The sequence below is a fragment of the Flavobacterium sp. genome (genome assembly GCF_027484705.1).
GTDB lineage: Bacteria > Bacteroidota > Bacteroidia > Flavobacteriales > Flavobacteriaceae > Flavobacterium.
Genome location: NZ_JAIXSL010000016.1, coordinates 35,718 through 61,813, shown reverse-complemented (window position 1 = coordinate 61,813; position 26,096 = coordinate 35,718). Strand labels below are relative to the sequence as shown.

The 26,096-nt window shown below is 40.0% G+C and carries 24 protein-coding genes; 11 read left to right on the top strand and 13 right to left on the bottom strand.

Going from position 1 to position 26,096, the window contains the following annotated elements; genetic code table 11:
* Positions 1-134: 134 nt before the first annotated feature.
* Complete coding sequence (locus Q0058_RS08930; protein ID WP_298223044.1) at positions 135-857, top strand: DUF4197 domain-containing protein; 723 nt, start codon at positions 135-137, stop codon at positions 855-857.
* Positions 858-1,078: 221 nt separating this feature from the next.
* Here the strand turns inward: Q0058_RS08930 and Q0058_RS08925 are convergent, their stop codons facing one another.
* The 4 genes from Q0058_RS08925 to prfA form a co-directional block, all read right to left on the bottom strand.
* On the bottom strand, positions 1,079-1,864 hold the full coding sequence (locus Q0058_RS08925) for an alpha/beta hydrolase (protein ID WP_298223042.1): 786 nt from the start codon (positions 1,862-1,864) through the stop codon (positions 1,079-1,081).
* A 37-nt stretch (positions 1,865-1,901) separates the two neighbouring features.
* Complete coding sequence (locus tag Q0058_RS08920) at positions 1,902-2,696, bottom strand: ABC transporter substrate-binding protein (protein WP_298223040.1); 795 nt, start codon at positions 2,694-2,696, stop codon at positions 1,902-1,904.
* A 40-nt stretch (positions 2,697-2,736) separates the two neighbouring features.
* Positions 2,737-3,555 (bottom strand): orotidine-5'-phosphate decarboxylase, encoded by an 819-nt coding sequence (gene pyrF / locus Q0058_RS08915; protein ID WP_298223038.1) that lies wholly within the window; start codon positions 3,553-3,555, stop codon positions 2,737-2,739.
* A 204-nt stretch (positions 3,556-3,759) separates the two neighbouring features.
* Positions 3,760-4,833 (bottom strand): peptide chain release factor 1, encoded by a 1,074-nt coding sequence (gene prfA, locus Q0058_RS08910; protein WP_298223036.1) that lies wholly within the window; start codon positions 4,831-4,833, stop codon positions 3,760-3,762.
* Positions 4,834-5,041: 208 nt separating this feature from the next.
* Between prfA and Q0058_RS08905 the strand changes: the two genes are divergently transcribed.
* The gene (locus Q0058_RS08905; RefSeq protein ID WP_298223034.1) at positions 5,042-5,512 is read left to right on the top strand and encodes a DUF6265 family protein; all 471 of its coding nucleotides are present in this window, start codon (positions 5,042-5,044) and stop codon (positions 5,510-5,512) included.
* A gap of 53 nt (positions 5,513-5,565) precedes the next feature.
* Here the strand turns inward: Q0058_RS08905 and Q0058_RS08900 are convergent, their stop codons facing one another.
* Together Q0058_RS08900 and Q0058_RS08895 are read right to left on the bottom strand one after the other, a co-directional pair.
* Complete coding sequence (locus tag Q0058_RS08900; RefSeq protein ID WP_298223032.1) at positions 5,566-7,074, bottom strand: S8/S53 family peptidase; 1,509 nt, start codon at positions 7,072-7,074, stop codon at positions 5,566-5,568.
* 149 nt (positions 7,075-7,223) lie between these two features.
* Entirely contained in the window at positions 7,224-7,826 is a 603-nt protein-coding gene (locus Q0058_RS08895) for an outer membrane beta-barrel protein (protein ID WP_298223030.1), read from the bottom strand.
* A 166-nt stretch (positions 7,827-7,992) separates the two neighbouring features.
* Here Q0058_RS08895 and smpB point away from each other — a divergent pair, with 166 nt between their 5' ends.
* On the top strand, positions 7,993-8,445 hold the full coding sequence (smpB, locus tag Q0058_RS08890) for an SsrA-binding protein SmpB (protein WP_298223028.1): 453 nt from the start codon (positions 7,993-7,995) through the stop codon (positions 8,443-8,445).
* 53 nt (positions 8,446-8,498) lie between these two features.
* Positions 8,499-8,864 (top strand): helix-turn-helix transcriptional regulator, encoded by a 366-nt coding sequence (locus Q0058_RS08885; RefSeq protein WP_298223026.1) that lies wholly within the window; start codon positions 8,499-8,501, stop codon positions 8,862-8,864.
* On the opposite strand, the gene Q0058_RS08880 is transcribed toward Q0058_RS08885, so the two are convergent.
* Positions 8,861-9,502, bottom strand: coding sequence for a protein-L-isoaspartate(D-aspartate) O-methyltransferase (locus tag Q0058_RS08880; protein ID WP_298223024.1), 642 nt, complete (start codon positions 9,500-9,502; stop codon positions 8,861-8,863). The two genes, Q0058_RS08885 and Q0058_RS08880, sit on opposite strands and share 4 nt — an antisense overlap.
* 214 nt (positions 9,503-9,716) lie before the next feature.
* On the opposite strand from Q0058_RS08880, the gene Q0058_RS08875 reads away from it, so the two are divergent.
* From Q0058_RS08875 to Q0058_RS08845, 7 genes are all read left to right on the top strand, one after another.
* A complete protein-coding gene (locus Q0058_RS08875; protein ID WP_298223022.1) occupies positions 9,717-10,682 on the top strand; it encodes a Gfo/Idh/MocA family oxidoreductase in 966 nt (321 codons plus the stop codon).
* A 13-nt stretch (positions 10,683-10,695) separates the two neighbouring features.
* The gene (locus Q0058_RS08870; protein WP_298223020.1) at positions 10,696-11,589 is read left to right on the top strand and encodes a 3-hydroxybutyryl-CoA dehydrogenase; all 894 of its coding nucleotides are present in this window, start codon (positions 10,696-10,698) and stop codon (positions 11,587-11,589) included.
* A gap of 110 nt (positions 11,590-11,699) precedes the next feature.
* Positions 11,700-12,914 (top strand): DUF1015 domain-containing protein, encoded by a 1,215-nt coding sequence (locus tag Q0058_RS08865; RefSeq protein WP_298223018.1) that lies wholly within the window; start codon positions 11,700-11,702, stop codon positions 12,912-12,914.
* 7 nt (positions 12,915-12,921) lie between these two features.
* On the top strand, positions 12,922-13,572 hold the full coding sequence (locus Q0058_RS08860) for a YggS family pyridoxal phosphate-dependent enzyme (RefSeq protein ID WP_298223016.1): 651 nt from the start codon (positions 12,922-12,924) through the stop codon (positions 13,570-13,572).
* Between the two features lie 66 nt (positions 13,573-13,638).
* On the top strand, positions 13,639-15,000 hold the full coding sequence (locus tag Q0058_RS08855) for an exonuclease domain-containing protein (RefSeq protein ID WP_298223014.1): 1,362 nt from the start codon (positions 13,639-13,641) through the stop codon (positions 14,998-15,000).
* A gap of 89 nt (positions 15,001-15,089) precedes the next feature.
* Positions 15,090-16,028 carry a tRNA (adenosine(37)-N6)-dimethylallyltransferase MiaA gene (gene miaA, locus Q0058_RS08850; RefSeq protein ID WP_298223012.1) on the top strand — a complete coding sequence of 313 codons (939 nt, stop codon included), beginning with the start codon at positions 15,090-15,092 and terminating at the stop codon, positions 16,026-16,028.
* Positions 16,006-16,746, top strand: a complete 741-nt coding sequence (locus tag Q0058_RS08845; RefSeq protein WP_298223010.1) for an acyl-ACP thioesterase domain-containing protein — start codon at positions 16,006-16,008, stop codon at positions 16,744-16,746. Before miaA ends, Q0058_RS08845 begins: the two co-directional genes overlap by 23 nt.
* 138 nt (positions 16,747-16,884) lie before the next feature.
* Here the strand turns inward: Q0058_RS08845 and Q0058_RS08840 are convergent, their stop codons facing one another.
* From Q0058_RS08840 to Q0058_RS08815, 6 genes are all read right to left on the bottom strand, one after another.
* Complete coding sequence (locus tag Q0058_RS08840) at positions 16,885-17,601, bottom strand: response regulator transcription factor (protein WP_298223007.1); 717 nt, start codon at positions 17,599-17,601, stop codon at positions 16,885-16,887.
* Positions 17,602-17,611: 10 nt separating this feature from the next.
* Entirely contained in the window at positions 17,612-19,195 is a 1,584-nt protein-coding gene (locus tag Q0058_RS08835; RefSeq protein WP_298223006.1) for a HAMP domain-containing sensor histidine kinase, read from the bottom strand.
* A gap of 71 nt (positions 19,196-19,266) precedes the next feature.
* The gene (gene coaE, locus Q0058_RS08830) at positions 19,267-19,851 is read right to left on the bottom strand and encodes a dephospho-CoA kinase (RefSeq protein ID WP_298223004.1); all 585 of its coding nucleotides are present in this window, start codon (positions 19,849-19,851) and stop codon (positions 19,267-19,269) included.
* On the bottom strand, positions 19,848-20,846 hold the full coding sequence (locus tag Q0058_RS08825; protein WP_298223000.1) for a glycosyltransferase: 999 nt from the start codon (positions 20,844-20,846) through the stop codon (positions 19,848-19,850). Before Q0058_RS08825 ends, coaE begins: the two co-directional genes overlap by 4 nt.
* An 86-nt stretch (positions 20,847-20,932) precedes the next feature.
* Positions 20,933-23,323, bottom strand: coding sequence for a GEVED domain-containing protein (locus tag Q0058_RS08820; protein ID WP_298222998.1), 2,391 nt, complete (start codon positions 23,321-23,323; stop codon positions 20,933-20,935).
* Between the two features lie 113 nt (positions 23,324-23,436).
* Positions 23,437-25,995 carry a T9SS type A sorting domain-containing protein gene (locus Q0058_RS08815; RefSeq protein WP_298222996.1) on the bottom strand — a complete coding sequence of 853 codons (2,559 nt, stop codon included), beginning with the start codon at positions 25,993-25,995 and terminating at the stop codon, positions 23,437-23,439.
* Positions 25,996-26,096: the final 101 nt, after the last annotated feature.

Sequence of the window (26,096 nt, the reverse complement as noted above, 5' to 3'; positions counted from 1 at the left end):
GAAATTAATTTTAGATTTGGGCGTTAATGTAAACGAAAACCCTAGCCCTGATGTTGCGGTTATCCTTTTGTGGCGGCGTTCGACACAAAAGATATGAGCGTACAGCAGGTTCCCGGCTCCTAAAAAATATAACTATGAAAAAAATCGTATTCCTCTTTCTTCTGATTCCGTGTGTTGGTATGGCGCAGGATTGGCAGGATATTCTGAACCAAGTGAAAGACAAACTCAACGGAGTGAATGCTTCGGGAACGGTTGATATTGCTGGTGGTTTGAAAGAAGCTTTGAACAACGGAATCACGAAACAAGTGACGAAACTGACCGCGACCGATGGTTTTTATAAGAACGAGATGGTCAAGATTCTGTTGCCAGCCGAATTGCAGAAAGTCGATAAAACTTTGCGTAAAATGGGCATGAGCAAACTCGCCGACAGCGGCATCAAATCGTTGAACCGTGCCGCTGAAGATGCCGTGAAGGAAGCGACTCCGATTTTTGTGGACGCGATTAAGAATATGTCGTTCACCGACGCGAAATCGATTCTTTTAGGCAAGGAAACTGCGGCGACGGATTATCTGAAAGGCACGACTTCGAGCGCTTTGTATGCGAAGTTCAGTCCGGTGGTGCAGCAATCGATTGGGAAAGTCGGCGCGGATAAGATCTGGGCGTCGATCATCAAAAAATACAATACGATTCCGATGGTTTCTAAAGTCAATCCTGATATTACGGACTATGTGACGAACAAATCGATGGATGGCGTTTTCAAAATGATTTCGGTCGAAGAAAAAGATATTCGGACCAATTTGAAATCGCGAACTTCGGATCTGCTCAAAAAAGTGTTTGCGATGCAAGACAAAAAGTAGATTTGTGATTTGGTTATTCGGAGTTACAAATAACCGAATAACCAAATCCACGAATAACCTTTTTTTAAAACTTAACACAACCCAAACAAATATATAACAAAGCTTTAACTACGATAGTCCGCTAAGTGTCTGACATTTGTAATGTAATAAAAAAAAGGTTTTTATTATTTTGGTTTAGAGTTAGTTTAATAAGGAAGCCGCGTTTCACGACGCGGTTTTTTTTATGTGACGGTTTGAAGGAACGCGATTACGTTTTTATTGAAGATTGCTGGTTGCTCCACATTGACGACATGACCGCAGTGTTCGATGACAAACAACTTTGAGGATTTATAATGCTTCTCGACCACTTTCCTGACCGAAGGCAAAAACATATAATCTTCATTGCCCATCACGTAAAGCGTTGGGATGTGCAATTCTACTTGGCGGAACCATTTTAAAACAGGATTGATTTCGGCGGTAAGCTTAAACCACTTGATGAATTCTTTCTGGTATAATTTCTTGGCTTCGTTGATGAACAGCAACCTCGATTGTTTGTGGTTTTTCTTAGGCATAATCACAAAAGCAAAAAAACGATAGAGCACTAGATAAGGCAAAACGTATTTGAAGACGTTTCCAAGCTTCATCAGGATTTGTGATCGGAAATTCATTTTGAGAATGGCACCGCCCAAAATCATGCTTTGCACACGACTTGGATACATTTCCGCCAGTTGCCGGATTAAAATCGTGCCCAGCGAAATGCCTACGAAATGTGATTTTTCGATTTTCAAATGATCCAAAACGTCCAATATATCATTGGCTAAAGCAGAAAACGTATACTTTTTTTGGAATGCTTCTTTGAGCGTCGGAGCCGAATTTCCGTGGCCGCGCAAGTCTAACAACAAAACATTATAGTGCTTTTGGAAATCGCGGATCTGTTTGTACCAAATAGAAGAACTGCCACCGGCACCGTGAACAAAAGTAACCCACTGATTGCTGGCTTGGTTTGGATATAGGGTATAATGGATCAATTTATTTTTTTTGTAAATGTAGTCGTTTTGGAAGAAATTAAAGTTTGCTGTGCAACATTTTGAAGTATGGAAACGCTTTTAACAACCTGCTGCCATACCATGAGAACATTTCGCCGTCAACGAAAATGGTTTTGGCGTGGTGCGTGAAACGGCCGATTTCGAAGGCGTCTTCGTCTTTGAACGGAAAAGGTTCCGAGGATAAGAAAAGCAAATCTGGATCGCCTTCGAGACGCATTTTCCGGATTTCAACTTCGGGATAACGGCCTTTGTCAATATAGATGTTTTGGAAATGGTTGAGCTTTAAAACCTCATTGATGTAATTGTCGGAACCTGCCACCATGTAAGGATCTTTCCAAATAAAATAGGCTACTTTCTGAATTGGTTTTTCTTGAATGAACTTCTTGAAATCCGTTAAAGCAAAAGCAAGTTTGTCGTTCCATTTTTGGGCTTCAGTGCGGCAGTTGAACAATTGTCCGAAATCGATAATCATTTGGAAATTATCTTCAATAGTGCGGATATCAGTAACCCAAACCGGACAAATTTCTTTTAATTGTTCGACGATTTCTAAGGTGTTTTCTTCTTTGTTGCAGATGATGATGTCAGGGTTTAGCAATCTGATTTTCTCTACATGCACTTTCTTGGTGCCACCGACAACTTTCTTGGTGGATTTGAAATGATACGGATGCACGCAGAATTTGGTGATGCCAATGATGCGATCTTCCAGACCAAGTTCGTAAAGCAATTCGGTTTGTGATGGAACGAGCGAAACGATTTTTTTTGGCGAAGATTCTAAGTTGTGTTGCGTTCCGATTTGATCTGTGAGTGTTTTCATTTGAGGTACTAAGGAACTGAGGCACTAAGGTTCTGAGTTATTATCTGTTTTGCAAAATTCGCTGCATTTCGCTTTGGATTTTCTGCGCTTCTTCCCTAGCCTTTGCTGCAAAATTTTCTCCATCAGAAGCATAGATAATCGCTCGTGAAGAATTGATTATCAATCCTATAGAATTATTCATTCCGTGTTGAAAAACTTCGGATAAACTGCCGCCTTGAGCACCGACGCCCGGAACCAATAAGAAGCTATCGGGAACGATTTTTCGGATTTCTTTGAAGTATTCTGCTTTGGTGGCGCCTACTACATACATCAAATTTTCAGCATTTTTCCATGTTTTTGAGGTTTCTAAAACTTGCTGGTATAATGGTTTTTCGCTAGTGTTTAAGGTTTGAAAATCGAAAGCACCTTCGTTGGAAGTCAGAGCTAATAAAATGGTGTGTTTGTTTTCGAAAGCTAAAAAAGGTTCGACGGAATCTTTGCCCATGTATGGCGCGACGGTTACGGAATCAAAATTCAAATCTTCGAGAAAGGCTTTGGCGTACATTGATGAAGTGTTGCCGATATCCCCGCGTTTGGCGTCAGCGATCGTGAAGATTTCGGGATAGTTTTCGTTAAGATAATTGATGGTTTTTTGCAATGATTGCCAGCCTTTGATTCCGTAGGCTTCATAGAAAGCAGTGTTGGGTTTATAAGCTACAGCGAGATCATGTGTGGCATCGATGATGGCTTTGTTGAATTCGAAAATCGGGTCTTCGAGTTGCAATAAATGCTGTGGAATTTTTGCCAAATCGACGTCGAGGCCAATGCAGAGAAAGGATTTTTTGTGTTGGATTTGTTGTGTGAGTTCTGTTGTAGTCATGTGTTTTATTTAACCGCAAAGTTCGCAAAGTTTTTCGCAAAGTCCGCTATGTTGTTTTGAAAACTATTGCCCTAGCCCCGATGGCAGCGATATCCTTTTGTGGCGGTGTTCGACACAAAAGATTTAGCGAACAGCGGGAATCAGCTCCTAAAAAAAATGCCACACTGAATAACGTATGGCATCTTGATTCTTGCATCTTTATTTTTAGAAAACTTCACTTTCTTTTAGCTTCTCCATATTGTTGACCAATTGGAGTTCATCAACAAATTTTTGAATTTTCCCGTTCATCACCCCATCCATATCAAAAACGTCTAATCCGATTCTGTGATCGGTGACACGACCTTGCGCATAATTGTAAGTACGAATCTTCGCGGAACGGTCACCTGAACTCACTTGCGAGGTACGTTTTACCGCATCTTCGGCTTCTTTTTTCGCCAATTCTTGCTCGTAAAGACGTGAACGTAAAACTGTTAACGCCTTGTCTTTGTTCTTATGTTGTGATTTTTGATCCTGACATTGCGCCACCAATCCGGTTGGAATGTGGGTCAAACGCACCGCAGATTTTGTAGTATTTACCGATTGTCCGCCTGGTCCTGAAGAACAGAAAAAGTCGACACGTACATCATTCATATCAATTTGAACGTCGAATTCTTCAGCTTCTGGCAAAACCATTACCGTAGCAGCAGAAGTATGTACTCGCCCTTGTGTTTCGGTTTGTGGCACACGTTGCACACGGTGAACGCCTGCTTCAAATTTGAGCGTTCCGTAGACATCTTCACCGGTCACTTCAAAAATAACTTCTTTAAATCCGCCTGAAGTTCCTTCGTTCATATCCACGACAGAAGTTCTCCAGCCGCGCGCTTCGCAATATTTGGTATACATACGAAACAAATCACCAGCAAAAATCGAGGCTTCGTCTCCACCCGTTCCGGCGCGAATCTCCACCATGACATTTTTAGCATCTTCCGGATCTTTGGGAATCAGCATAAATTTGATTTCTTCTTCCAACTCTGGCAAACGACCTTTGGCTTCATCCAATTGCATTTTGGCCATTTCTACCATTTCAGCATCGGAACCGTCGGCAATGATTTCGTTAGCTTCGGAGATATTGGCCACCAACAAAACATATTCATCGCGTTTTTCCATCAAGCCTTTGAGGCCTTTATATTCTTGATTGAGTTGCACATAACGTTTCTGATCGGCAATGATATCAGGCTGGATAATCAAGTCTGAAATTTCGTCGAAACGCTGTTTTACATATTGTAATCTATCTAACATGGTATTATTTCCTTTTTTTGGTGTGCAAATTTAGAAAAAATAGTTGATAGTTGTGAGTTCTTGGTTGATGGTTTTTTTGAGGAGCTGTTCAGGCTATACGTTCCCAATCTTTTGCGCCGAACAACGCCGCAAAAGGATTTCCACTGCTATCCTGGCTATGGCTTTTTTTCCTAATATTGTATCGGTAAAAACAGTAAACCTTCTTCTCATGAAAAAAACCTTGATCATTCTAGCTGCAATCTCGCTTTGTGTCTCGTGCAAAAAATCCAAAAAGGAAAACAAACTCGAATCGGTGCAATGGCTCATCGGCACTTGGGAAAACAAATCCGACGAAGGCGACATGATCGAAACCTGGAGCAAAACCAACGACAGTTTGTATTTGGGTGTAAGTTATTACATTAAACAAAAAGACACTTTACATTCGGAAAGCATTGAACTCAAGCAAAAAGGAGAAGTTATTTTATATGTACCAACGGTCAAAGGCCAGAACAACAACCAGCCGGTTACATTTCAACTGACAGCCCAAACGCCGAAACAATTGGTCTTTGAAAACCCAAAACACGATTTCCCTCAAAAAATTGTTTACCAGCAGATCACCGCTGACAGTTTGGTAGCTACGATTTCAGGAATGCAACAAGGAAAAGTAAGTTCGGAAAGTTATCCGATGAAGAAAAAATAAAACCACTACCAAAGAAAAATGATAGTGGTTTGATTGTATTTTAAAGTTGCGATTTACTGAACCGCCAACAATGCATTGATATTGCCATAGCCAAATTCAGGGTGTTTATTCGGATAAAAAGCTGCCGATTGACGCATTTTTGTGAGTACCTGATCTCGTGTCCATGTAGGATTTTTGGCCCACACCAAGGCAGCAATTCCAGCTGTGGTTGCTGTAGCGACTGAGGAACCTCCAACATAATCCGATTGGCTGTTATAATAACTATTCACTGGAACGCTGTTCCCACTTCCGAGACGTTCCATAGCTACGGTAAAATCAATTTTATTTCCGGTGTGGCAGACATCACATTTTTGATAGGTGCTTCCTTCTTTGACACCGGTAACAGCAACCACTTCAGGCATCCATGCGGGAAAAATAACCCCTACAAAAGTGGTGAAGCTTGTTGAAGTTCCGCCGGCACAAAAGATCAGTTTTCCTTTACTGTAAGCATATTTAATAGCATCTTCAATTTTTCCAACCGAAAAAACATAACCCATCGACATCGAAATGATTTTGACGTTGGCATTATTTCCTAAAGCGGTAAATGCTTTTTTAACGCCTTCTTGCTCCTGATAACCATCAATGACGACATTAGAAGCGGCTCTGTAGGTTATTAAATTTGCATTATAAGCAACACCAACCGGCAAACCGTTATTGTTTCTTGGCGCCGTGGCTACCGAAGCCATGCTGGTTCCGTGTCCGCATAGGTCGTTAGGTCCGTCGGTAGTCGTACTCCACGGCCAGACGGAATCAACATAAACACCAATTTTTTGTACGGTTCTTCCTGAGGAATCGCCGGTATTAAAATTGGACCCCAATAAGGTTTGATTGGGTGAAATTCCGGTATCGACAATACCGATAGTAATTCCTCTCCCGGTACTATAATTCCAGGCATTGGGAATGTTGTGCTGATAAAACGTCCAGGGTGCTTTGGCATTGGGTGTTACCACTGTATAATCGGAAGTGCTTAAGGTTTCAGATTCGTAACCACAGCCTGAAGATCCTGAACTCGATGCCGAACGCATTTGCGCATTGCTTATCGAAACATATTTATAATCGGCGGGTTCTATATATCGTATGTATTTGTTTTTTCTCAAAGCGATAATCGTTTCTTGTTTGGTAATGATGACGTTGATAATATTCAAATACCGGTCTGAAGAAACTAAGATTTTATCTTCGTCGAAGCCTTCGTACTTTTTAATGATTTGTAATAATTCTTCCTGAATGGCTTGATTGTTTGCTGATTTGGAACGGTCAAAATCATCTTTTGAATTTCCAAAACCGATGGTAATCAAATTATTCCCATGAACTGCAGCACTCCAAATGACATGGTTTGACGCATTTTTCCAATTGAAAGTTCCTTTTGTTTGCATGGTTTCATCAATAGTAGCATTGATTTCATTGGTAGTCAAAGGATTTTTTTGGGCAGGACTGACCGAGATACTTTCCTGTTCCGAATCATCTCTGGAGCAGCCTACAATCAGCAATAAAAAAAAACATAACTTTAATAATTTCGTCATCATAACGTCTTGATTTTTAAGGTTAGTACAACGAATATAATAATAAAAGTTCTTGATTTTAAAAATGTTAATAAAAAGAAAAAAGGTCATTATCAAAAAGATAACAACCTTTAATCTTCGGTCAACGAATCAACCAAATCTAACAATATTAATTAAAACAAAAACTTAACACCTACCTGCAAATCGCCCAACATTCTATCGGCAACAGAGTTCATCGGATTTGCATTGAAATTAAATTTAGTGGTTTTGTCGCCAGTATCCGGAGTAATCGTAGTGCTGCTAACATTAAACACCGTGAAAGAAGTTTCAACCGTCAACCATTTGTTAATCACATAATCAAAACCTGGAGCCAATTCTAACCCTACAGACATTGATTTTGAATCAGAAATTTTCTCTTTACCGGACATGATTGGCAAAGCAGCCTGACCATAGAAAAACAAACCACCTTTGATGTTCCAATATTTTCTGATTAATGGTTTTACTACAAAAGTATTACTGTCTTCTGTAGTCACACCGGCCGCATTATCTTTTTTAGAACCCATCGTTCCGATTCCGACACCCGCAGTTACCGATGGAGCAAAGAAGTATCCTACGATAGGCAAAATCATGGTTGAAGTAGATTTTTCATCTCCAGTTTTTACCGAGCTTGTAGAAAGTTGTCCTGCAACCCACCATGTTCCTTGTAATCCTTTGTCTTGTGAGAAACCTTTGAAGCTCAATAATGCGATTCCGGCAATCAATAAAAGTTTTTTCATTTTGTTTTCAGTTTTAAAATTAATGATAGTTTAAAATTTATACGACAAATTTATTGTGGTACTTTATCATAAAAACTGACTTAAATCATAGTTTAAATATTTTTTTCATCCCTTATTGGGTAAAAAGGCGCACTTTGAATCGACATTTTTATACATTTGCCACGCTATGCTAAAAACAGTCAACATTCTCAATAAAAGGGCGCGTTTCGATTATGAAATCCTCGAAACCTACACGGCAGGTATTGTGTTATCCGGAACAGAAATCAAATCAATCCGTTTGGGCAAAGCCAATATCACTGAAGGGTTTTGTGAATTTAGCAACGGCGAACTCTTCGCCATCAACACTTATATTGAAGAATACGCTTTCGGAAACCAATTCAACCACAAAGCCAGAAGCGAGCGCAAATTGTTGCTCAACAAGCGAGAATTGAAAAGTCTTTTCAAAAATGTTCAGGTTAAAGGATTGACGATCATCCCGATAAAATTACATACTACGGAAAAAGGATTGGCAAAACTTGACATCGCTTTATGCCGCGGAAAGAAAACCTACGACAAACGCGAATCTCTCAAAGAGCAAGATACTAAGCGCGATATTGACCGCATCAAGAAAAGTTTTTAGGGTTGTTTTGTTTCTTATTTTATGACTAGATTTGTCATATAAATAATCTGAATATGAAAGCGCTTCTTAAAAATGCCCGCGAACAAAAAGGGCTCAAAACGCGTGAAGTCTCGAAGCTGTTGTCTATCGACCAAGCATTGATCAGCAAATTTGAAAGTGGCCAACGCCAACCGACCAAAAAACAAATCTTGGAGTTAGCCCAATTGCTGGAAATAGATTTTGAAACTTTGATGGTAGCCTGGCTCAAAGAAAAAATCCTAAATCAGATTTCAGGGGAAGAATACGGTTTTAAGGCGCTCGCAGAAGTGCATCGCGAACTGCAACCCCAAATCACCAAAGATTCGATTGATGATTTATTCTCAGAAATGGATCTTTTAAAAAGCAAAATGGAAGCTTTCAGAAACCGACAAAATCCTTAATTTTTATTCTCCAACAAAGGCACGAAGCGGAATTCCCCAAACTCATGTTTCTCAAATTGCGTTTCATTTTTGCGAATCAGCAAAGTCATAATCTGATGTTCCTCGCCCAACGGAATCACTAGTCTGCCTCCTATTTTGAGTTGTGCCATCAACGGTTTTGGGATGATCGGCGCACCCGCAGTTACAATAATACTATCAAATGGCGCGTGGTTCGGCAATCCTTTGTAGCCGTCACCAAACGACAAATGTTTCGGACGAATCCCTAATTTCGGAAGCAATACGGAAGTCTGTTTGAACAGTTCGTTTTGTCTTTCTACACTGTATACTTTTGCGCCCATCGTACACAATACAGCGGTTTGATAACCCGAACCTGTGCCAATCTCAAGGATTTTTTGGTCTTTCTTCACTTCGAGCAACTGACTTTGGAAAGCTACTGTATAAGGTTGCGAAATCGTCTGGCCCGCACCAATCGGAAACGCTTTGTCCTGATAAGCGTAATCCTCAAAACCCGAATTCAGAAACAAATGTCTTGGGATTTTTTTAATCGCTTCAAGAACGGCTTTATCGGTAATGCCTTTTTCTTTGAGCAAAGCGACGAGCTGGTTGCGAAGGCCTTGGTGTTTCGATGTATCTTTCAAAATATTGGAGGTAAAATTTTCGGTAAAAATAAGAAAGTAATTCTCTATTCTGAATTTTGCATTATAAATTTTGAATGGGCTAAATAATTGTCAATTATCAATTATCCATTATCACCCGAGGCGCAGCCGAGCTGTGCTGAGACATAAAAAACCTTAGCGATAAAATAGATTGTACGAAGCAAATTTATTTCTATTTTTGTTCAAAATACATTTTATGCTAAAAGTGGGTGTTTTAGGTGCTGGCCATCTCGGAAAAATACATTTGAAATTACTGCAACAGTCCGAAAAATATGAGCTCGTGGGCTTCTACGACGAAAATCTCGAGAACGGAAAAAAAATCGCTGAGGAATTCGGATACAAACAATTCAACACCATCGCAACGCTGATTCATGCTGTGGATGTCATCGATATCGTGACGCCGACGCTTTCGCATTACAAATGTGCCAAAGTCGCCATCAAATCGGGCAAGCACGTTTTCATCGAAAAACCGATTTCGAATACCGTCGAAGAAGCTGAAGAAATCATCGCACTGGCTAAGGAATTCAACGTCAAAGGTCAAGTCGGACACGTAGAACGCTTCAATCCGGCTTTCATCGCAACCAAAGATATGATCGACAATCCGATGTTCATCGAAACACATCGTTTAGCGGAATTCAATCCGCGTGGGACTGATGTTCCGGTGGTTTTGGATTTGATGATTCACGATATCGATGCGATTTTGAGTGTCGTCCATTCCAAAGTAAAAAAAATCAATGCGAGCGGCGTTTCCGTAATTTCGGATTCTCCGGATATCGCCAATGCGAGGATTGAGTTTGAAAATGGTTGCATTGCGAATTTGACTTCAAGCCGTATTTCGATGAAGAACATGCGCAAATCGCGTTTCTTCCAGAAGGATGCCTACATCTCTGTTGATTTCCTTGATAAAATCTGTGAAGTCGTCAAAATGAAAGACGCGCCTGAAGTTCCCGGCGATTTCGATATGATCCTTCAAAATGCAGAAGGCGTCAAAAAACAAATCTATTTCGCGAATCCTGAAGTCGCACCGAACAATGCCATTTTAGACGAACTCGAAACTTTCGCCGATGCGATCAACAACAATACTACACCAATCGTAACTTTAGAACAAGGAACAGAAGCACTTCGCGTTGCTTATCAAATTATAGATTGCTTTAAGAACTAATTAATTCACATATATGAAAACTATAGCTGTCATCGGAGCCGGAACCATGGGCAACGGAATTGCACACACTTTTGCACAAAGCGGATTTACCGTAAAACTTATCGACGTTTCAGAAAAATCACTCGATAAAGGCATGGCGACCATCGCCGGAAACCTTGACCGAATGGTTGCAAAGGGAACGATTACCGAAGCCGACAAACTCAAAACCATTGGCAACATCATCACTTACACGGACATCAAAGATGGTGTCGTTGGTGTTGATTTGGTAGTCGAAGCTGCGACTGAAAATGTAGACTTAAAGCTCAATATCTTCAAGCAACTCAATGAAGCTTGTTCGCACAATACGATTCTGGCCACGAATACTTCTTCGATTTCGATTACACAGATTGGTGCAGTCGTGACGCATCCGGAACGCGTGATTGGAATGCACTTTATGAATCCGGTGCCGATTATGAAACTCGTCGAAATCATACGCGGTTACAACACTTCTGATGAAGTCACCAAAACGATCATGGATTTGTCGGTCGCATTAGGAAAAGTGCCAGTGGAAGTCAATGACTATCCGGGATTTGTCGCCAACCGCATTCTGATGCCGATGATCAACGAATCGATTGAAACGTTGTATAATGGCGTGGCTGGCGTTTATGAAATTGACACCGTGATGAAATTAGGCATGGCACATCCAATGGGACCGTTGCAACTGGCTGATTTTATTGGCCTTGATGTTTGTCTGGCGATTCTGCATGTAATGTACGACGGTTTCAAAAATCCTAAATACGCTCCTTGCCCATTGCTCGTGAATATGGTTCGCGCCGGCAAATTGGGCGTGAAATCGGGAGAAGGTTTTTACGATTACAGCGAAAGTAAAAAAGCCGAGAAAGTCGCCAAAATGTTTCAGAAAAATTAACGTCGCAATTCATTGCAAAAATCATCAATTATCACCCGAGGCACAGCCAAATTGTGTGGAGCGTAGCGGAACAAATTATCAATTATCAATTATCAATTATCAATTAAAAAATGGCGACAATAGTTCCTTTTCAGGCAGTCCGGCCGACACGCGACAAAGTGTGTCTGGTGACCTGTCGCTCTTACGATGAATATGTCAATGCGGAACTCGCGGCGCAACTCGATTTCAATCCGTTGTCATTCCTGCATGTGTTGAAACCGGCTTTTGTCAACCAACAATCGATTGCTTATGAGAAACGCTATCGTCAGGTACATCAGAAATACCAGGATTTCAAAAACGAAGTGATATTGGTAAAAGATGATAAACCTGCGATCTACATTCATAAAATCATCACCAAAACTGAATCTTATACAGGCATTATCGTCGGAACTTCCGTCGAAGAATACCGCAACAATATCATTCGCAAACACGAAGACACGATTGCGTTCAGGGTTCGATTGCTCAAGGAATATATGAAATATTCGGAATTCAACACCGAACCCGTTCTGATGTCTTATCCCGATAACAAAACGATCGAAAACTGGATTTTCAACTGCACACAGAAACTGGCTGATTTTGAATTTTCGACGACCAAAAAGGAAACGCATTATTTATGGAAAATCGATGACCAATTAGAAATTAATTGGCTGCAGAATATTTTCAAAAAAACCGATCATCTTTATATCGCTGACGGCCATCACCGTTGTGAAGCCGCTAAATTGCTTGCCGAAGAAAACGACGATCCGAACAACAAAGCTAAAGATTATCTGTTGAGCTATTTAATTTCCGAGAACAATGTCAAAATTTATGAATTCAATCGGCTCATTAAGGATTTGAACGGTTTGTCCAAAGAAGCCTTCATCAAAAAGCTCGCTGACGACTTCATCATCAAAAGTTATGACGACCATCCGTTCAAACCGGCAAATAAGCATGAATTCGGAATGTATCTTGACCATCAGTTCTACAGCCTGACTTTAAAAAACAAACATTTTGACTCGATTCTGAATGCTTTGGATACGCAGATCCTATATGATAAAGTGCTGTTGCCGATTTTAAACATCGTAGATTTACGCAACGACGAACGCATCGAATACGTTTCCGGAAAGCAATCGCTGCAGGATTTGAAACAAAAAATTGACGATGAAGAATTTGAAGTCGGGTTTATCCTTTTCCCTTCAGACATCAATGAAATCAAAGCTTTGGCCGACAACGATTTGATCATGCCGCCGAAAAGCACTTACATCGAACCGAAATTCCGCAGTGGTTTGGTGATTTATGAATTATAGCAAAACCATGTCAATACAAGATAATCTATTACAAATCAAACAATCATTGCCTGCGCAAGTGACACTGGTAGCGGTTTCCAAAACCAAACCAGTAAGTGATCTGATGCAAGCCTATGAGGCCGGACAACGCATTTTCGGGGAAAACAAAATCCAGGAAATGACCGAGAAGTACGAGCAGATGCCGAAAGATATCGAGTGGCATATGATTGGGCATGTGCAGACGAACAAAGTCAAATTCATGGCGCCTTTTGTTTCGTTAATTCATGGCGTTGACAGTTTGAAACTGCTCGAAGAAATTAACAAACAAGCACTCAAAAACAACAGAATCATCGATTGTTTGCTTCAAATACACATCGCTGAAGAAGAAACCAAATTCGGACTCAACGAAGCAGAACTTATCGAATTACTGCAATCCGAAACCTTCAAAAATTTACACAACATCAAAGTAGTTGGCTTGATGGGCATGGCAACGTTTACCGAAAGTCAATCTCAAATCCGAAAGGAATTCCAACATTTGAAAACTATTTTCGATACATTCAAAATTCAAAATTCATCATTCAAAATACTTTCGATGGGTATGTCCGGCGATTACCAATTAGCGATCGAATGTGGCAGTACGATGGTTCGCATCGGAAGTAGTATCTTTGGCGGACGATAATTCCCCTTGACTGCGCTCGGGATGACAATAACTGAACACTAACTTACTGAACACTGATTACACAATTTGTACGCAATACTCGACATAGAAACCACCGGAGGACAATATAATGAAGAAGGCATTACTGAGATCGCCATCTACAAATTCGACGGTCATGAGATCGTAGACCAATTCATCAGCCTGGTCAATCCTGAAATCCCGATCCAGCCTTTCGTGGTCAAGCTCACCGGAATCAACAACGCCATGCTGCGCTCGGCTCCGAAGTTTTTCGAAGTGGCAAAACGAATCATCGAAATCACGCAGGATTGTATCATCGTGGCGCACAACGCTTCGTTCGATTATCGCATTTTACGCACAGAGTTCCGCCGTTTGGGTTACGATTTTGAATGCAAAACGCTCTGTACCGTAGAACTTGCAAAAGTGCTGATGCCTGAACAACCTTCGTACAGTCTTGGTAAATTGGTTCGCGCTTTAGGGATTCCGATGGCCGACCGGCACCGTGCGAGCGGCGACGCATTGGCAACCGTAAAGTTGTTTAAAATGCTGTTGGAGAAAGACGTCGAAAAAACCATCGTCAAAGAATTGGTGCAATCTGAAGTCGTGAAAGGCATTGCTCCGAAATTGCTCGATATTGTGGATCAATTGCCTTCAAGAACCGGCGTTTATTACATCCATCGCGAAGACGGATCAATCATCTATATCGGTAAAAGTAAGAACATCAAAAAACGTGTAAACCAACATTTTACCGGAACGACAAACAAATGCAAAAAGATACAACTCGAAGTGTTTGCCGTGACTTTTGACGAGACTGGAAGCGAACTCATCGCGCTCTTAAAAGAAAGTCAGGAAATCAAAGTCAATCAACCCGTTTACAACCGTTCGCAAAGAAAAAGCATTTTTCAATGGGCTTTGTATGACGAGATAGACGAGAACGGTTACATCAATTTGAAACTCCAGAAAGCCGATGGACGCAAAAAAGAAATCACTTCGTTCACGACTTTTCAGGAAGGCAAAAATGCGCTGTACAGAATTTCGGCGGCTTACCAATTGTGCCAGAAACTCAATGGGATTTACGACACAAAAACGCATTGTTTTCAATACACCATCAAAGAATGTGACGGTGCCTGTATTGGCAATGTTGCTCCTGAAGTTTATAATTTACGAGTGCAGGAATTCATCGACAAAAACTTATTTGACAACAAAACCATCGTACTCACCGATCGCGGACGTACGATTAATGAGCGTTCAGCAGTTTTGATTGAAAACGGAATCTATAAAGGTTACGCCTTTTACGATTTGAATTACCAGATCAGAAACATCGAAATTCTCAGAAACATTTTGGTGCATATGCCGAGCAATCGCGATACGAGAACGATTATTCAGAGCCAAATCAGAAGAAGTAAAAGTTTGAAATTGTTGTATTTTTAGAAGCTGTTTCCCGCTGTCCATTAAATCTTTTGCGCCGAACTCCGGCCCAAAAGGATATCATTGCCATCGGGGCTAAACCTCATCACTGCATGAAATATCTGATTACCATTGTCGGCCCGACTGCTATCGGAAAAACAGCACTGAGCATTCAGTTGGCGAAGCATTTCGGTTGTGAGATTGTTTCGTGTGACAGCCGGCAATTCTATCAGGAAATGACTATTGGCACAGCGGTTCCATCAGCAGAAGAATTGGCAGGCGCGCCGCATCATTTCATCCACAACCAATCGGTATTTAAAAACTATACTGTAGGCGAATTTGAAAAGGAAGCCATTGCTAAACTTGACGAATTATTCTCCAAAAATGATTACGCTATTTTGGTTGGCGGTTCGGGTTTGTATGTGGATGCCGTACTGAAAGGTTTTGATGATTTTCCTGAAATCCCTAATGTAATTCGAGACAGCGTTAATTCACACTATCAAGAATTTAGGATAGATTATCTTCAGCAGGAATTGAAAAAATACGATCTGGATTATTACGAAAAACTATCTGCTGAAAATCCGCAAACCTTGCAGAATCCTCAACGTCTGATGCGCTTTGTAGAAGTTTGTCTGGGAACAGGAAAACCGTATTCTTCGTTTTTAAACCAAAAACAAAATGAACGCAGCTTCACGCCTATTGTGATTGGTTTGGAAGCGGAAAGAAACGTTTTATATAATCGGATCAACCAACGCGTTGATTTGATGATGGAAGCCGGATTGCTTGAAGAAGCCAAAGCATTATTTCAACATAAAGAACTAAATGCGCTGCAAACCGTAGGCTATCGGGAATTGTTTGATCATTTTGAGAACAAAATTTCCTTGCCCGAAGCGATTGAAGAAATTAAAAAAAACACGCGACGTTTTGCCAAACGACAACTGACGTGGTTCAAACGAAAAGAAAACACCAAATGGTTTGATTTCAATGTGAAGACAGAAGAAATCATACAATACATAGAAACCGAAAAAGATGCCCATAGCACCCGATTTTAAGTCGATACATTCTCAGGATTGGGAAATCAATTTTATGCAATGCACACCTAAGGGCGATTTGCGTTATACCGAATTGTGCAATCTGTTGCAATTGACCGCTGCCGCACATTCGGAATCAGGTGGTTTTAGCTTTGTGGACATGCAGGAATTCGATCAGGCTTGGGTACTCAGCAGAATGCGGTTGGAAATTGCAAAACTCCCAAAATGGAAAGATAAAATTACCATCAAAACCTGGATCAACTCGCTTGAGAATTCACGCTCGGTGCGGGCTATGGAAGTATCAGTCAATGGTGAGAAATATATTGGAGCAGAAACCTTCTGGGCGGTTTTCAACACCAGAACTCGCCGACCTGAAGGCATGGCATTAGTACACGACCATTGCGAAAAATATCCGTATGATCGGGCTACTTTGCTTCCGTTCTCTAAGATTACTATTCTGGAAGAAAAAGAAAAGGTATTTGAACGTAAAGTGATGTTGTCAGATTTGGATATTGTAAACCACGTGAATAACGTGAAATATTTAGAATGGTGCCTTGATTTGGTGGATGAGAATTATATATTGGAGCAGAAAATTGTTTCACTCGAAATGAATTTCCTTAAGGAACTTTCGTTGAAAGACAAGGTGGAGATTCACCAATTTCAACTGAAAAACAAAACTACTTTCAGCATTACTAAAGATGCTAAATCGGTATTTGCTTTGGAATTGAATTTTAAATAAGGTTCTGCGATAACGTAATGTCATAGCCCGGATAGAAGGGAAAATCCTTTTGCTTTTTTCTTTAAAAAGCAAAAGATTGGAATGATAGCCGGAATAGCTTCTCATAAAAAAAGCCCCGATTTCTCAGGGCTTTGTGTTTTAACTGGCGATTTTGTTTTTGACTACCAAACGGAAACCTTCGCCATGGATGTTGAGTATTTCTACGTCTTCATCGAGTTTGAGGTATTTTCTGAGTTTGGCAATGTAAACGTCCATACTTCTTGACGTGAAGTAATTATCGTCTCTCCAGATTTTAGTGAGCGCTAATTCTCTTGGCATCAAATCGTTTTCGTATACTGCGAGCATTTTAAGCAATTCGTTTTCTTTTGGCGAGAGTTTGATCGGTTCCTCGTTTTTGAACGTCAGGAAACGCAATTTTGAGTTCAGGTGGAAATTCCCAATCTGGAACTCGAATTTTACGTGATCGGTTTTGACATCGTTGGCTTTTCGTTGGATGATGGCTTTGATTTTCATCAGCAATACTTCCGAATCGAAAGGTTTGTTGAGATAATCGTCTGCGCCTACTTTGTAGCCTTTGAGCACATCTTCTTTCATCGATTTGGCCGTTAAGAAAATAATCGGCACGTCTTTGTTTTTCTCGCGGATTTCTTTAGCTAATGTATAGCCGTCTTTATAAGGCATCATAACATCCAGGATGCAAAGATCGTAAGTGTCTTTTTTGAATTTTTCGAAACCTTCCATGCCGTTCTTGGCGAGCGTGACATCGAAGTCATTGAGCATGAGGTAATCCTTTAGTATGGCGCCAAAGTTCTGGTCGTCTTCTACTAAGAGGATTTTTTTGTTGTCTGTTTCCATAGCTTATAGTTTAGTTGATTAGTGGTAATTTAATAATAAATGTGCTTCCTTTTCCTTTTTCACTTTCTACAAATATCTGACCGTTGTGGTCTTCTACAATTCTTTTGACGTAGGCTAATCCTAGTCCGTGTCCTTTGACGTTGTGCAAATCGCCGGTATGTTCGCGATAGAATTTTTCAAAAATTTTCTTTTGGGCCACTTTGCTCATTCCGACGCCTTGGTCTTTTATTTTAATGATAACGAAATCTTTAATGTTTTCAGTATAAATATCGATTCTTGGCGGTTCGGTTGAGTATTTAATGGCGTTGTCCAGTACGTTTACAATCACGTTGGTAAAATGGACATCGTTGAGCAATACTGTTGTTCTGTTGGCGTCCAAATGCGTTTCTATCGTTCCTTGTCGATCTTCGATGATCAGGTTGACATGTTCTATAGCTTCTTCGATGATATCGTGGATGCTGTAGGATTCTTTGGTGATTTCCAATTCTTTTTTCTCAAGTTTGGAAATCCTTAGAACATTTTCAACTTGCGCGTGCATGCGTTTGTTTTCATCGCGGATCATTTGCAGGTAACGTTGTATCTTTTCCTTATCATCAATGACTTTCGGATTCTTGATCGCATCTAAAGCCAAGTTGATCGTGGCAATCGGCGTTTTGAATTCGTGCGTCATATTGTTGATGAAATCGGTTTTGATTTCCGAAATCTGGCGTTGACGGATCAGCTGATTCAAAGCGCTGGTGTAAGCAATCACGATAACCAACGTGAATATGATCGACAACAATGTAATTCCTACCAATTCTGAGAATAAAAACTTTTCTTTGTGTGGAAAACTTACGAGCAACTGGTATTTGTTGTTGCCTTCATTGTCCGTAAAAACGGGAATCGAATACGTATTGTCTTTATCGAACTTAAAACTCTCCGATTGGATTTTGGTTGCTAAGCCGTTGCTATATACACTGAACTCAAAAGGCGTTTTCACGTCGTATTCATCAAGTTCGATTTTCAACAACTTGTATAGCTTTTCTTTTGAAACGCGATCCTGCAAAGGTTTTGCGGCTGCGATGTCTTTAAAGAAAATTTCAAACTGCGCATTGTCGAGAATTTCAAGTTTACCAGCTTTACGGATTTTGATGTCGGGTGTGATTTTTTGATCCATGCCCGATTTATCGATATTGCCGTTGTTGAAAACTTCCGTAACCCTTTTGGATGAAAAGTTTTTAAGTTTTATACTGTCGGATTTCTTATCAAAGAACGAAGATGAAATATTGTAATCCTCAGAAATAATATTATTGGAATAGATAATGGTTTCATTAGTGCGGGAATCTCTCTGATAGTAACCGAACTCCAGAAAATCGCTTTTCTGAGGTTCTTTTCCGATACTGTCTTTTAGTTTTTTGTATTTGTCAATAAAACTAAAAGCTTCTTCCTTTTGTAGCTTGTCAGCGACATTGCCGATGACTTGCTTGACGTGAAACCTGAACTGTTCTTCATTATTCTTAAACGAAGTGTTGAACCAATAAACCTGAACGAGAATGATGCCTATCAAGGACAAACTCATCAACAATACAAGCAGTCGGAAAAACAATTTATTCATCACATCAAAATTAACATTTTAACATTTAAGCCATTAATACATTAACCAAAGATTAACATCAAAAGTGAATTTTATGGATTTGTCAGTTTTTTTAGAATTTTATCCACTTGCTCTTTCGCATTAGAAAGGTCATTATTTTCAATAACAAAGTCACTTTTGGCGATTCTCATCTCGTCGGTCCATTGGTTTTTGATTCGATTTAAAACAGCTTCTCTGGTCGTTTTATCTCTTGAAAGCACTCTTTGAATTCTTGTCTCCAATGGAGCTACAACGGTAATAATCTTATCACAATCCAAATAACTTCCGCTTTCAAAAAGAATGGCCGCTTCTCTAATAACAATCGGATTATTCGAATGTTGCACAAACCAATCTTTAAAATGTTCCTTTACTGCGGGATGAATGATGCCATTTAAGACCTTCAGTTTTTCAGGGTTTTCAAATACTACCGAAGCTAGTTTTGGTCTGGATATAGCTCCATTTTCAAACACAACTTCTCCGAATGTTTCTTTAATTTCCTTTTGAATCGTCGGAACATCAAGCATTTTTTTGGCTTCATCATCAGCTATATAAACCGGAATACCCAATGATTTGAAATACTGCGCTATGGTAGTTTTCCCACTTCCTATTCCTCCGGTAAGTCCGATAATTTTTGTCATGGCTTAAAAAATAATTCCGGAAAGGCTGCTTCCGGTTTTTGTTTGAGAACGTTGATCTTGATGAAAGATTGCATAAAACCGAGCCCATACCCGTGGAATTGCTTCCATGTTGCTACAATGGCCAGCCATCCGATTTTTATACTTCTGTTCTGAATAGTGGCTACAATAAACAAAACGAAAAAATATAAACAATATAATTTCAATACATAATCCTCTGCAAAAACCAATAAAACTATTGAAGCGTACAATCCCAAAATAAATAATGACGGAAAAAAATAAGTCAGTTTGCCATGCTCAGGATACCAACTGTTCAGAATCGGCCTGGCCTTCCCGAATTTATTGACCTGAAGCGAAAACTTACCCCAATCGATTCTACGTTTATGGAATACATACGCATTGGGGAACAATTTGGTTTCAAAACCTAAATTCCACAAACGGATCGACAAATCAGGATCTTCGCCGGGGTGAATATTTCCAAATCCGCCTGAGGCTTCAAACGCTTTTTTGGAAATGCCCATATTGAAACTTCTGGGCTGGAACTTATTAATCGCTTCCGAACCACCTCGAATACCACCGGTAGTGAGGAAAGAAGTCATGGAGAAATTGATGGCTTTCTGTACGTCTGAAAACGAATCCAGAGCCTTATCAGGTCCACCGAAACAGTCCACATAATTGATTCTGAATGCTTTTTCAACTTCGGTCAAGTAATTTTTGGGGATGATACAATCCGAATCAAAAAGGATGAAGTAATCACCTTTGGCATGCTTCATCCCGAAATTTCTAGAATCCCCCGGGCCGGTGTTGTCCTTAAAGTAATACGAAATGTTTAATTTTTCCGCATACTTTTCTATCACTTTATCTGACTTGATTGCAGATCCATCTTCAACTATGACGATTTCAAAGTCGCTTTCAAATTCTAATTTCGACAAACTGTCCAAGAGCTCGTCAGTTTCGTCCGGTCGATTGTATACAGGAATAATAATTGAAAAAAACATACTGTATAATTTTAACAAAGATAAACTTTATAAAAAACAAAAACCACCGTTTTTGGGTGGCTTTTGATTATTGATTTGTCGTTTATTTATTCTCTAATCACTTTTATCGTTTGCTGCTGCTCATTGGTATAAACCTTTACAAGATAAGAACCAACAGGCAAGCTACTCATATCCATTTTGCTTTCTCTGGATTTTGGTTCTTGAGCAAAAACTTCTTGCCCTAGCATATTGTAAACAATTATCTTAATGATAGGTTGCGTGTAGGAAAGATTCAGATAATCTTTAACTGGATTCGGATAATACTTAAAAGTCGATTGATCGAAACCGGCATTAGCAAGTGTGGCACTCCAAGCTGAAATCTGGAAAGCATCGTGAACATTATTACCATATTCCCATACTCTTGCATAGATTGTCTGGCCAGAAGTCAAACCTGTTAAGTTCAACTTTGAAAACGAACCGATTCCTTCATCATCACTGCAACCGATAGCAATTAAATTATCACAGGTTCCGGTAAACACTGTCATTCCTGAATCTGTAAATAGTGAGCCTTGATTTGCCTGAACTTCTATAGTAATCTTTCCGTCCGCTGGAACAATCGTACTAAACCAAACATCACCTCCAAAGCCCAATGAGGCACAGGTAGGATTCGGTGGTCCGATAGACTTACTAGCCCCAACATTACTACCCACAATAGCATGTTCGCTGAAACTAGTACCGGGAACCAAAGCAATCGCATTGTTGCATTCATCATTAGAGATGGCCGGTGGAAGCGTCATGAAATTATACGGACCGCTCCAATCACTGATTTGATTATCTGCACATAATGATCTTACATAAAACTCATAACCGGTGAGTTCAGTCAAATTTGTTACCAACAAAGGGCTTGTGGCATTTGGATGTGAAGGATTACCAACGGGTAAACCACTGCCAGCCAATCCGACATGAACATCAAAACCAATTGGGTTGCAAGCAGAAGCCCAAGTAATTTCCGCATTGGTGGCATTGACAGATAGTGTTCCTAAACTAAATGGTGCTACACACACAATACCATCTTCAATCGTAATAGTGTAGTCCTCGGTTTCTCCATAGGTATAATTGGTACAAGGTTCTATTCCTGATGAAAGAGTATTCCATACATCGCGAACCCTCATTCTGTGTAATCCGGGAATAGCGTTACAATCTAATACTATTGAAAAAATTCCTGTTCCATTGGCTCCTATTTCTGCACTGCTGCCTACCCTTTCGTTAGCTGCAAAAATTCCATCATCATCGTAATCAATCCAAACAGTAACATTTTGTTGAGCAAAAGTTCCTACTGTTACATTTACCTCATAAGTTTGTCCGATATGTAGTGAAGCGGTATAATTGGGCTGACCTGCAAAATAATTGTAAGCCGAACCAGCTGTTGAAGTTCCTGAATTATTAGCCAAAGTAGTATCCGTAATTACAACATTCGAAATCAAATCTCCTTGCGTTATGCCATTGGTATAAGTTGGGACACAGTAACATAAATTTATATCATTCATAGTGACTTCAACAGGATTACTTGTGACACTCACACCGCTACAGGTTACGATACATTGATATGTTGAAGCAGTATTTTGGAATGTAATATATATTGGATTTGTTGCTCCTCCGATATCTGTGAAACTTATACCATCTGAAGAAATTTGCCATTGGTAACTAACACCAAATCCAGATGTTTGGTTTTGAAGGCTTAAATTTAATGGATAATTATCACAAACACTTGCGAAATTTGAAATTGTGTTACCGGGAACTGGTGTTCCTTCACAGTGACTCCCTGGTGCAAATGTAAATTTCTGACCTAAAAGAAACTGGCTAGTGGTTATACCGTTATTGGCCGTTAGAAATGAGGTTGTTGCGGTTGATGAATCTGGTGAAACACTTAAAAAACTATTCAGATCATTTAATCCTATGGAAGCCGTTAAATTACCAGCCAGATTCATTGTTGGTCCGTAGACGAATTCGATTGCTCCTGTCGTTTCGTGCAACCTCATTTTAAACGATCCGAAAGCAGTAGTACTTTGAGCTCCTCCTCCACCTAAATTGATGTTGTCCCATCCTATTTCTAATACTCTATCAGGCGCCGTTCCTGAAAGTAAGTATTGAATGGATCCGGTACTCCTGTTATGATCGTCCCAAAAAGGAGCAATTAAAGGGCTTTGAGGGGCAGTAATCGCTAATATATTGGTATAAGATTGACCGGCGACTCCATTCCCTAACCGAATAAAACCATTGGTACTAATACTGAATGTGGAATAAGTACCACCGCCATAACTGAAATTAAAACCTATAGAGAGGATATCTTCTGAGCCATCATCCCCAACAGCAGTAGAATTTATTCCAGCAACCGGTGTATATACTTCCGTTGATTGGGTGAATATATATTCAGAAACTGACTGTGCCTTACCAATAAATGCGCATAAAATAAAAAAGACTAATGTAATTTTTCTCATAGCTTATCGTTTTATTAATTTTTTTTCTAAAGTAATAAAAAATACGGTGCGAAAACATTCCACATAAAAAAAGCCACCCGAAGGTGGCTTAAAAATGACTATTTTTTTTAAAATTATTCTTTGATAACCTTAATGGTTTTCAACTGATTGTCAGCGGTAACTTTTACTAAATAAGTTCCTTTAGCCAGATTTGACATATCAATTTGTGATAAGTTGGCGCTAGTAGACTTAGTCATTACTTCTTGTCCTAACAAATTGAATACTGCTACAGATGTAATGTTTTTGTTATAAGACAATGTCAAAACATCTTTCACAGGACTTGGATAGTAATCAAAAGCAGCATTATCAAAAGTGTTCGTGGCCAATGTAGGATCGAATGCTTTCACAATGAACTCGCCATCTACGCCGGTTCCTAAACTGTATCTCCATACTCCGATCAATACGGTATCACCCGCAGTTAATCCTGTCATTTCAACAGTTGAAAAGTTATCTGCAGCATTATCATCGTCACAACCCACTTCTGTGAATGAGCCACATGAACCTGTAAATACGCTTAATACTGAATCGGTCATAGCGGTTCCAGGAGCTGGATTAGTAGTTACCGTTAAAACTCCTGAGGCTGGGACTTGAATGCTGTACCAAACATCATTGGCACGATTTACCTGACATGAAGGTGTTATTCCTAAAGCCGTAGTAGTCGCACCCGCTGTTGTTCCAGTTACCTCAGTATTTAAGGTTAAAGCTTCTGCACTTCCACAATCATCATTTGCTGGAGGTAGAGGCGCATCGGCACAAGTAGCAGATAAGTCAAAAACAACACCCGGATTACCGTTGATGTAGTTTCCGATTTGAACATAATATGTTGTTCCAATAGTCGAAGGGAAAGTTACATTAACTGTGGTTTCTCCTGTTCCTGCGCTAGCAAAACAAGTTCCTGGTGTAAATCCAGCACAAGTTCCATCAGTACTTTCGTAAACCTGAATCTGTGGAAATTCCGAAGAAGCCACAGCAGTCAATGTGATCAATTGTCCATTACCTGGAATACTATACCATATATCATTTCCGATAGTTCCGATACAAGAGGTAGCCGTTCCACCTGTTGCTGATAATGTTGTTTGTCCGCTTAGGGTATCTCCACAAGTTAATGCTACGGCACCATCACATTCATCATTAGCAGGTGTTGGAGGTAATGTTCCTATACAAACATTAAAAGTACTGGTTTGCAAAGGTAAATCAGTATAAGAATAAACTCTTAAATAATAAGTTTGCCCTACTGTTAGTCCTGTTGGAATACTGCTATTAGCATCAGAACAAGAGTTTGGCACTAATGTCAAATTAGCACAATCACCTGTCCATAAAGAGTGGTATAAATCTGTATTTCCGGTTACATCATTAAGGCTGATCGAGTGTACTACTTCTGTGGCTGTGAATGAAAACCAAACGTCATCGTCAGCGGTTCCAAAACAAACACCATCAACAAGCGTTGAGCCTGTTGCGCCAGTTAAATCTCCAGCCGTAACTGAAGTACAAGTCAAATCTGAATTCACAGTCACAGCATAGGCGCCTGTACAGTCATCATTCGCTGGTGGAGTTGAAGGAGTTTGACAAGTTAATGCCAGATCAAAAGTAATGGCCGGATCACCATTAATCCAATTTCCGATATGAGCATAATAAACCGTACCATCTGTAGACGCAAAAGCTACTGATACAACCGCATCTCCTGTTCCGTTGCTTGCAAAACAATTACCCGGAGTAAAACCAGCGCAGCTTCCGTCTGTGCTTGCGTAAACTTCAACTTGTGCACCATCACTAGTACCCAAAGCTGTAGCTGTCAAGGTGTAGATTTTTCCGTCTCCAGTAAAGGTATACCATATATCGTCTCCAATAGTTCCAACACAAGAAGTAGCACTACCACCAGTAGCTCCTTCTGTAGTTTGATTAGTCAATACATCACCGCAATTCAATACAATCGCAGTATCGCAAGTATCATTGGTCGGAGGACATGCATTTACAACTTGAGCCTCACTTACGAGATTACAAATTGAGTTTTGATCATTGGTCGCAGTAAATACTACAGAAGTACCGAAAGCATATGGGCCAAAACTTACCAAACCTGTTGAAGAAACGGTTTGTGAAGGACTTCCCTGATCATCAGTTACTGTAACAGAAGCCGCATCGCCTATACTTGTGATGTTTGCATCAATGCCAAAATTTGAATTTCCACAATCAAAGGTTTTGGTGAATGTTACCATTGGAGCTATACATGGTGGAACACCACATATAAAAGATCTGGTTCTTTCATTCGTATTTCCGCCACAAGCATCACTAACATGCGTATAGAAACGGGCTACACCAGTGAAGTCAGAAACCCACATAAGTGGCGTTGCACCAAAAGTTGCAGCAGTTGCGCCATCATCCGTACTGATGGTGATGTAATCCGTAGCTATTGAACTTTTGAAAGTATAAGTTTCGCCCGCTACAAGTTCCACTGCAGAATATTCGCTCGCATAACCAAATGCTGTTGCAATTGTTGCAGTTAAGCCATCACACGTGGCAGCAGGTACGGGGTCAGTCGGCCACTGTCCGTTGGTTGCCACTAAACATTGGGAATTGGCATACGCGGAGAGCAGTAATGCAAAAACCAGTAAAATTTTAAAGGTAATTTTTTTCATATAAATAATTGTTGATAAGTTAATATTTCATAAAAGTAGAAAAAATAATCTCTAAAAAACAAAAAAACCACCCGAAGGTGGTTAAAAATTACAAACAGTTT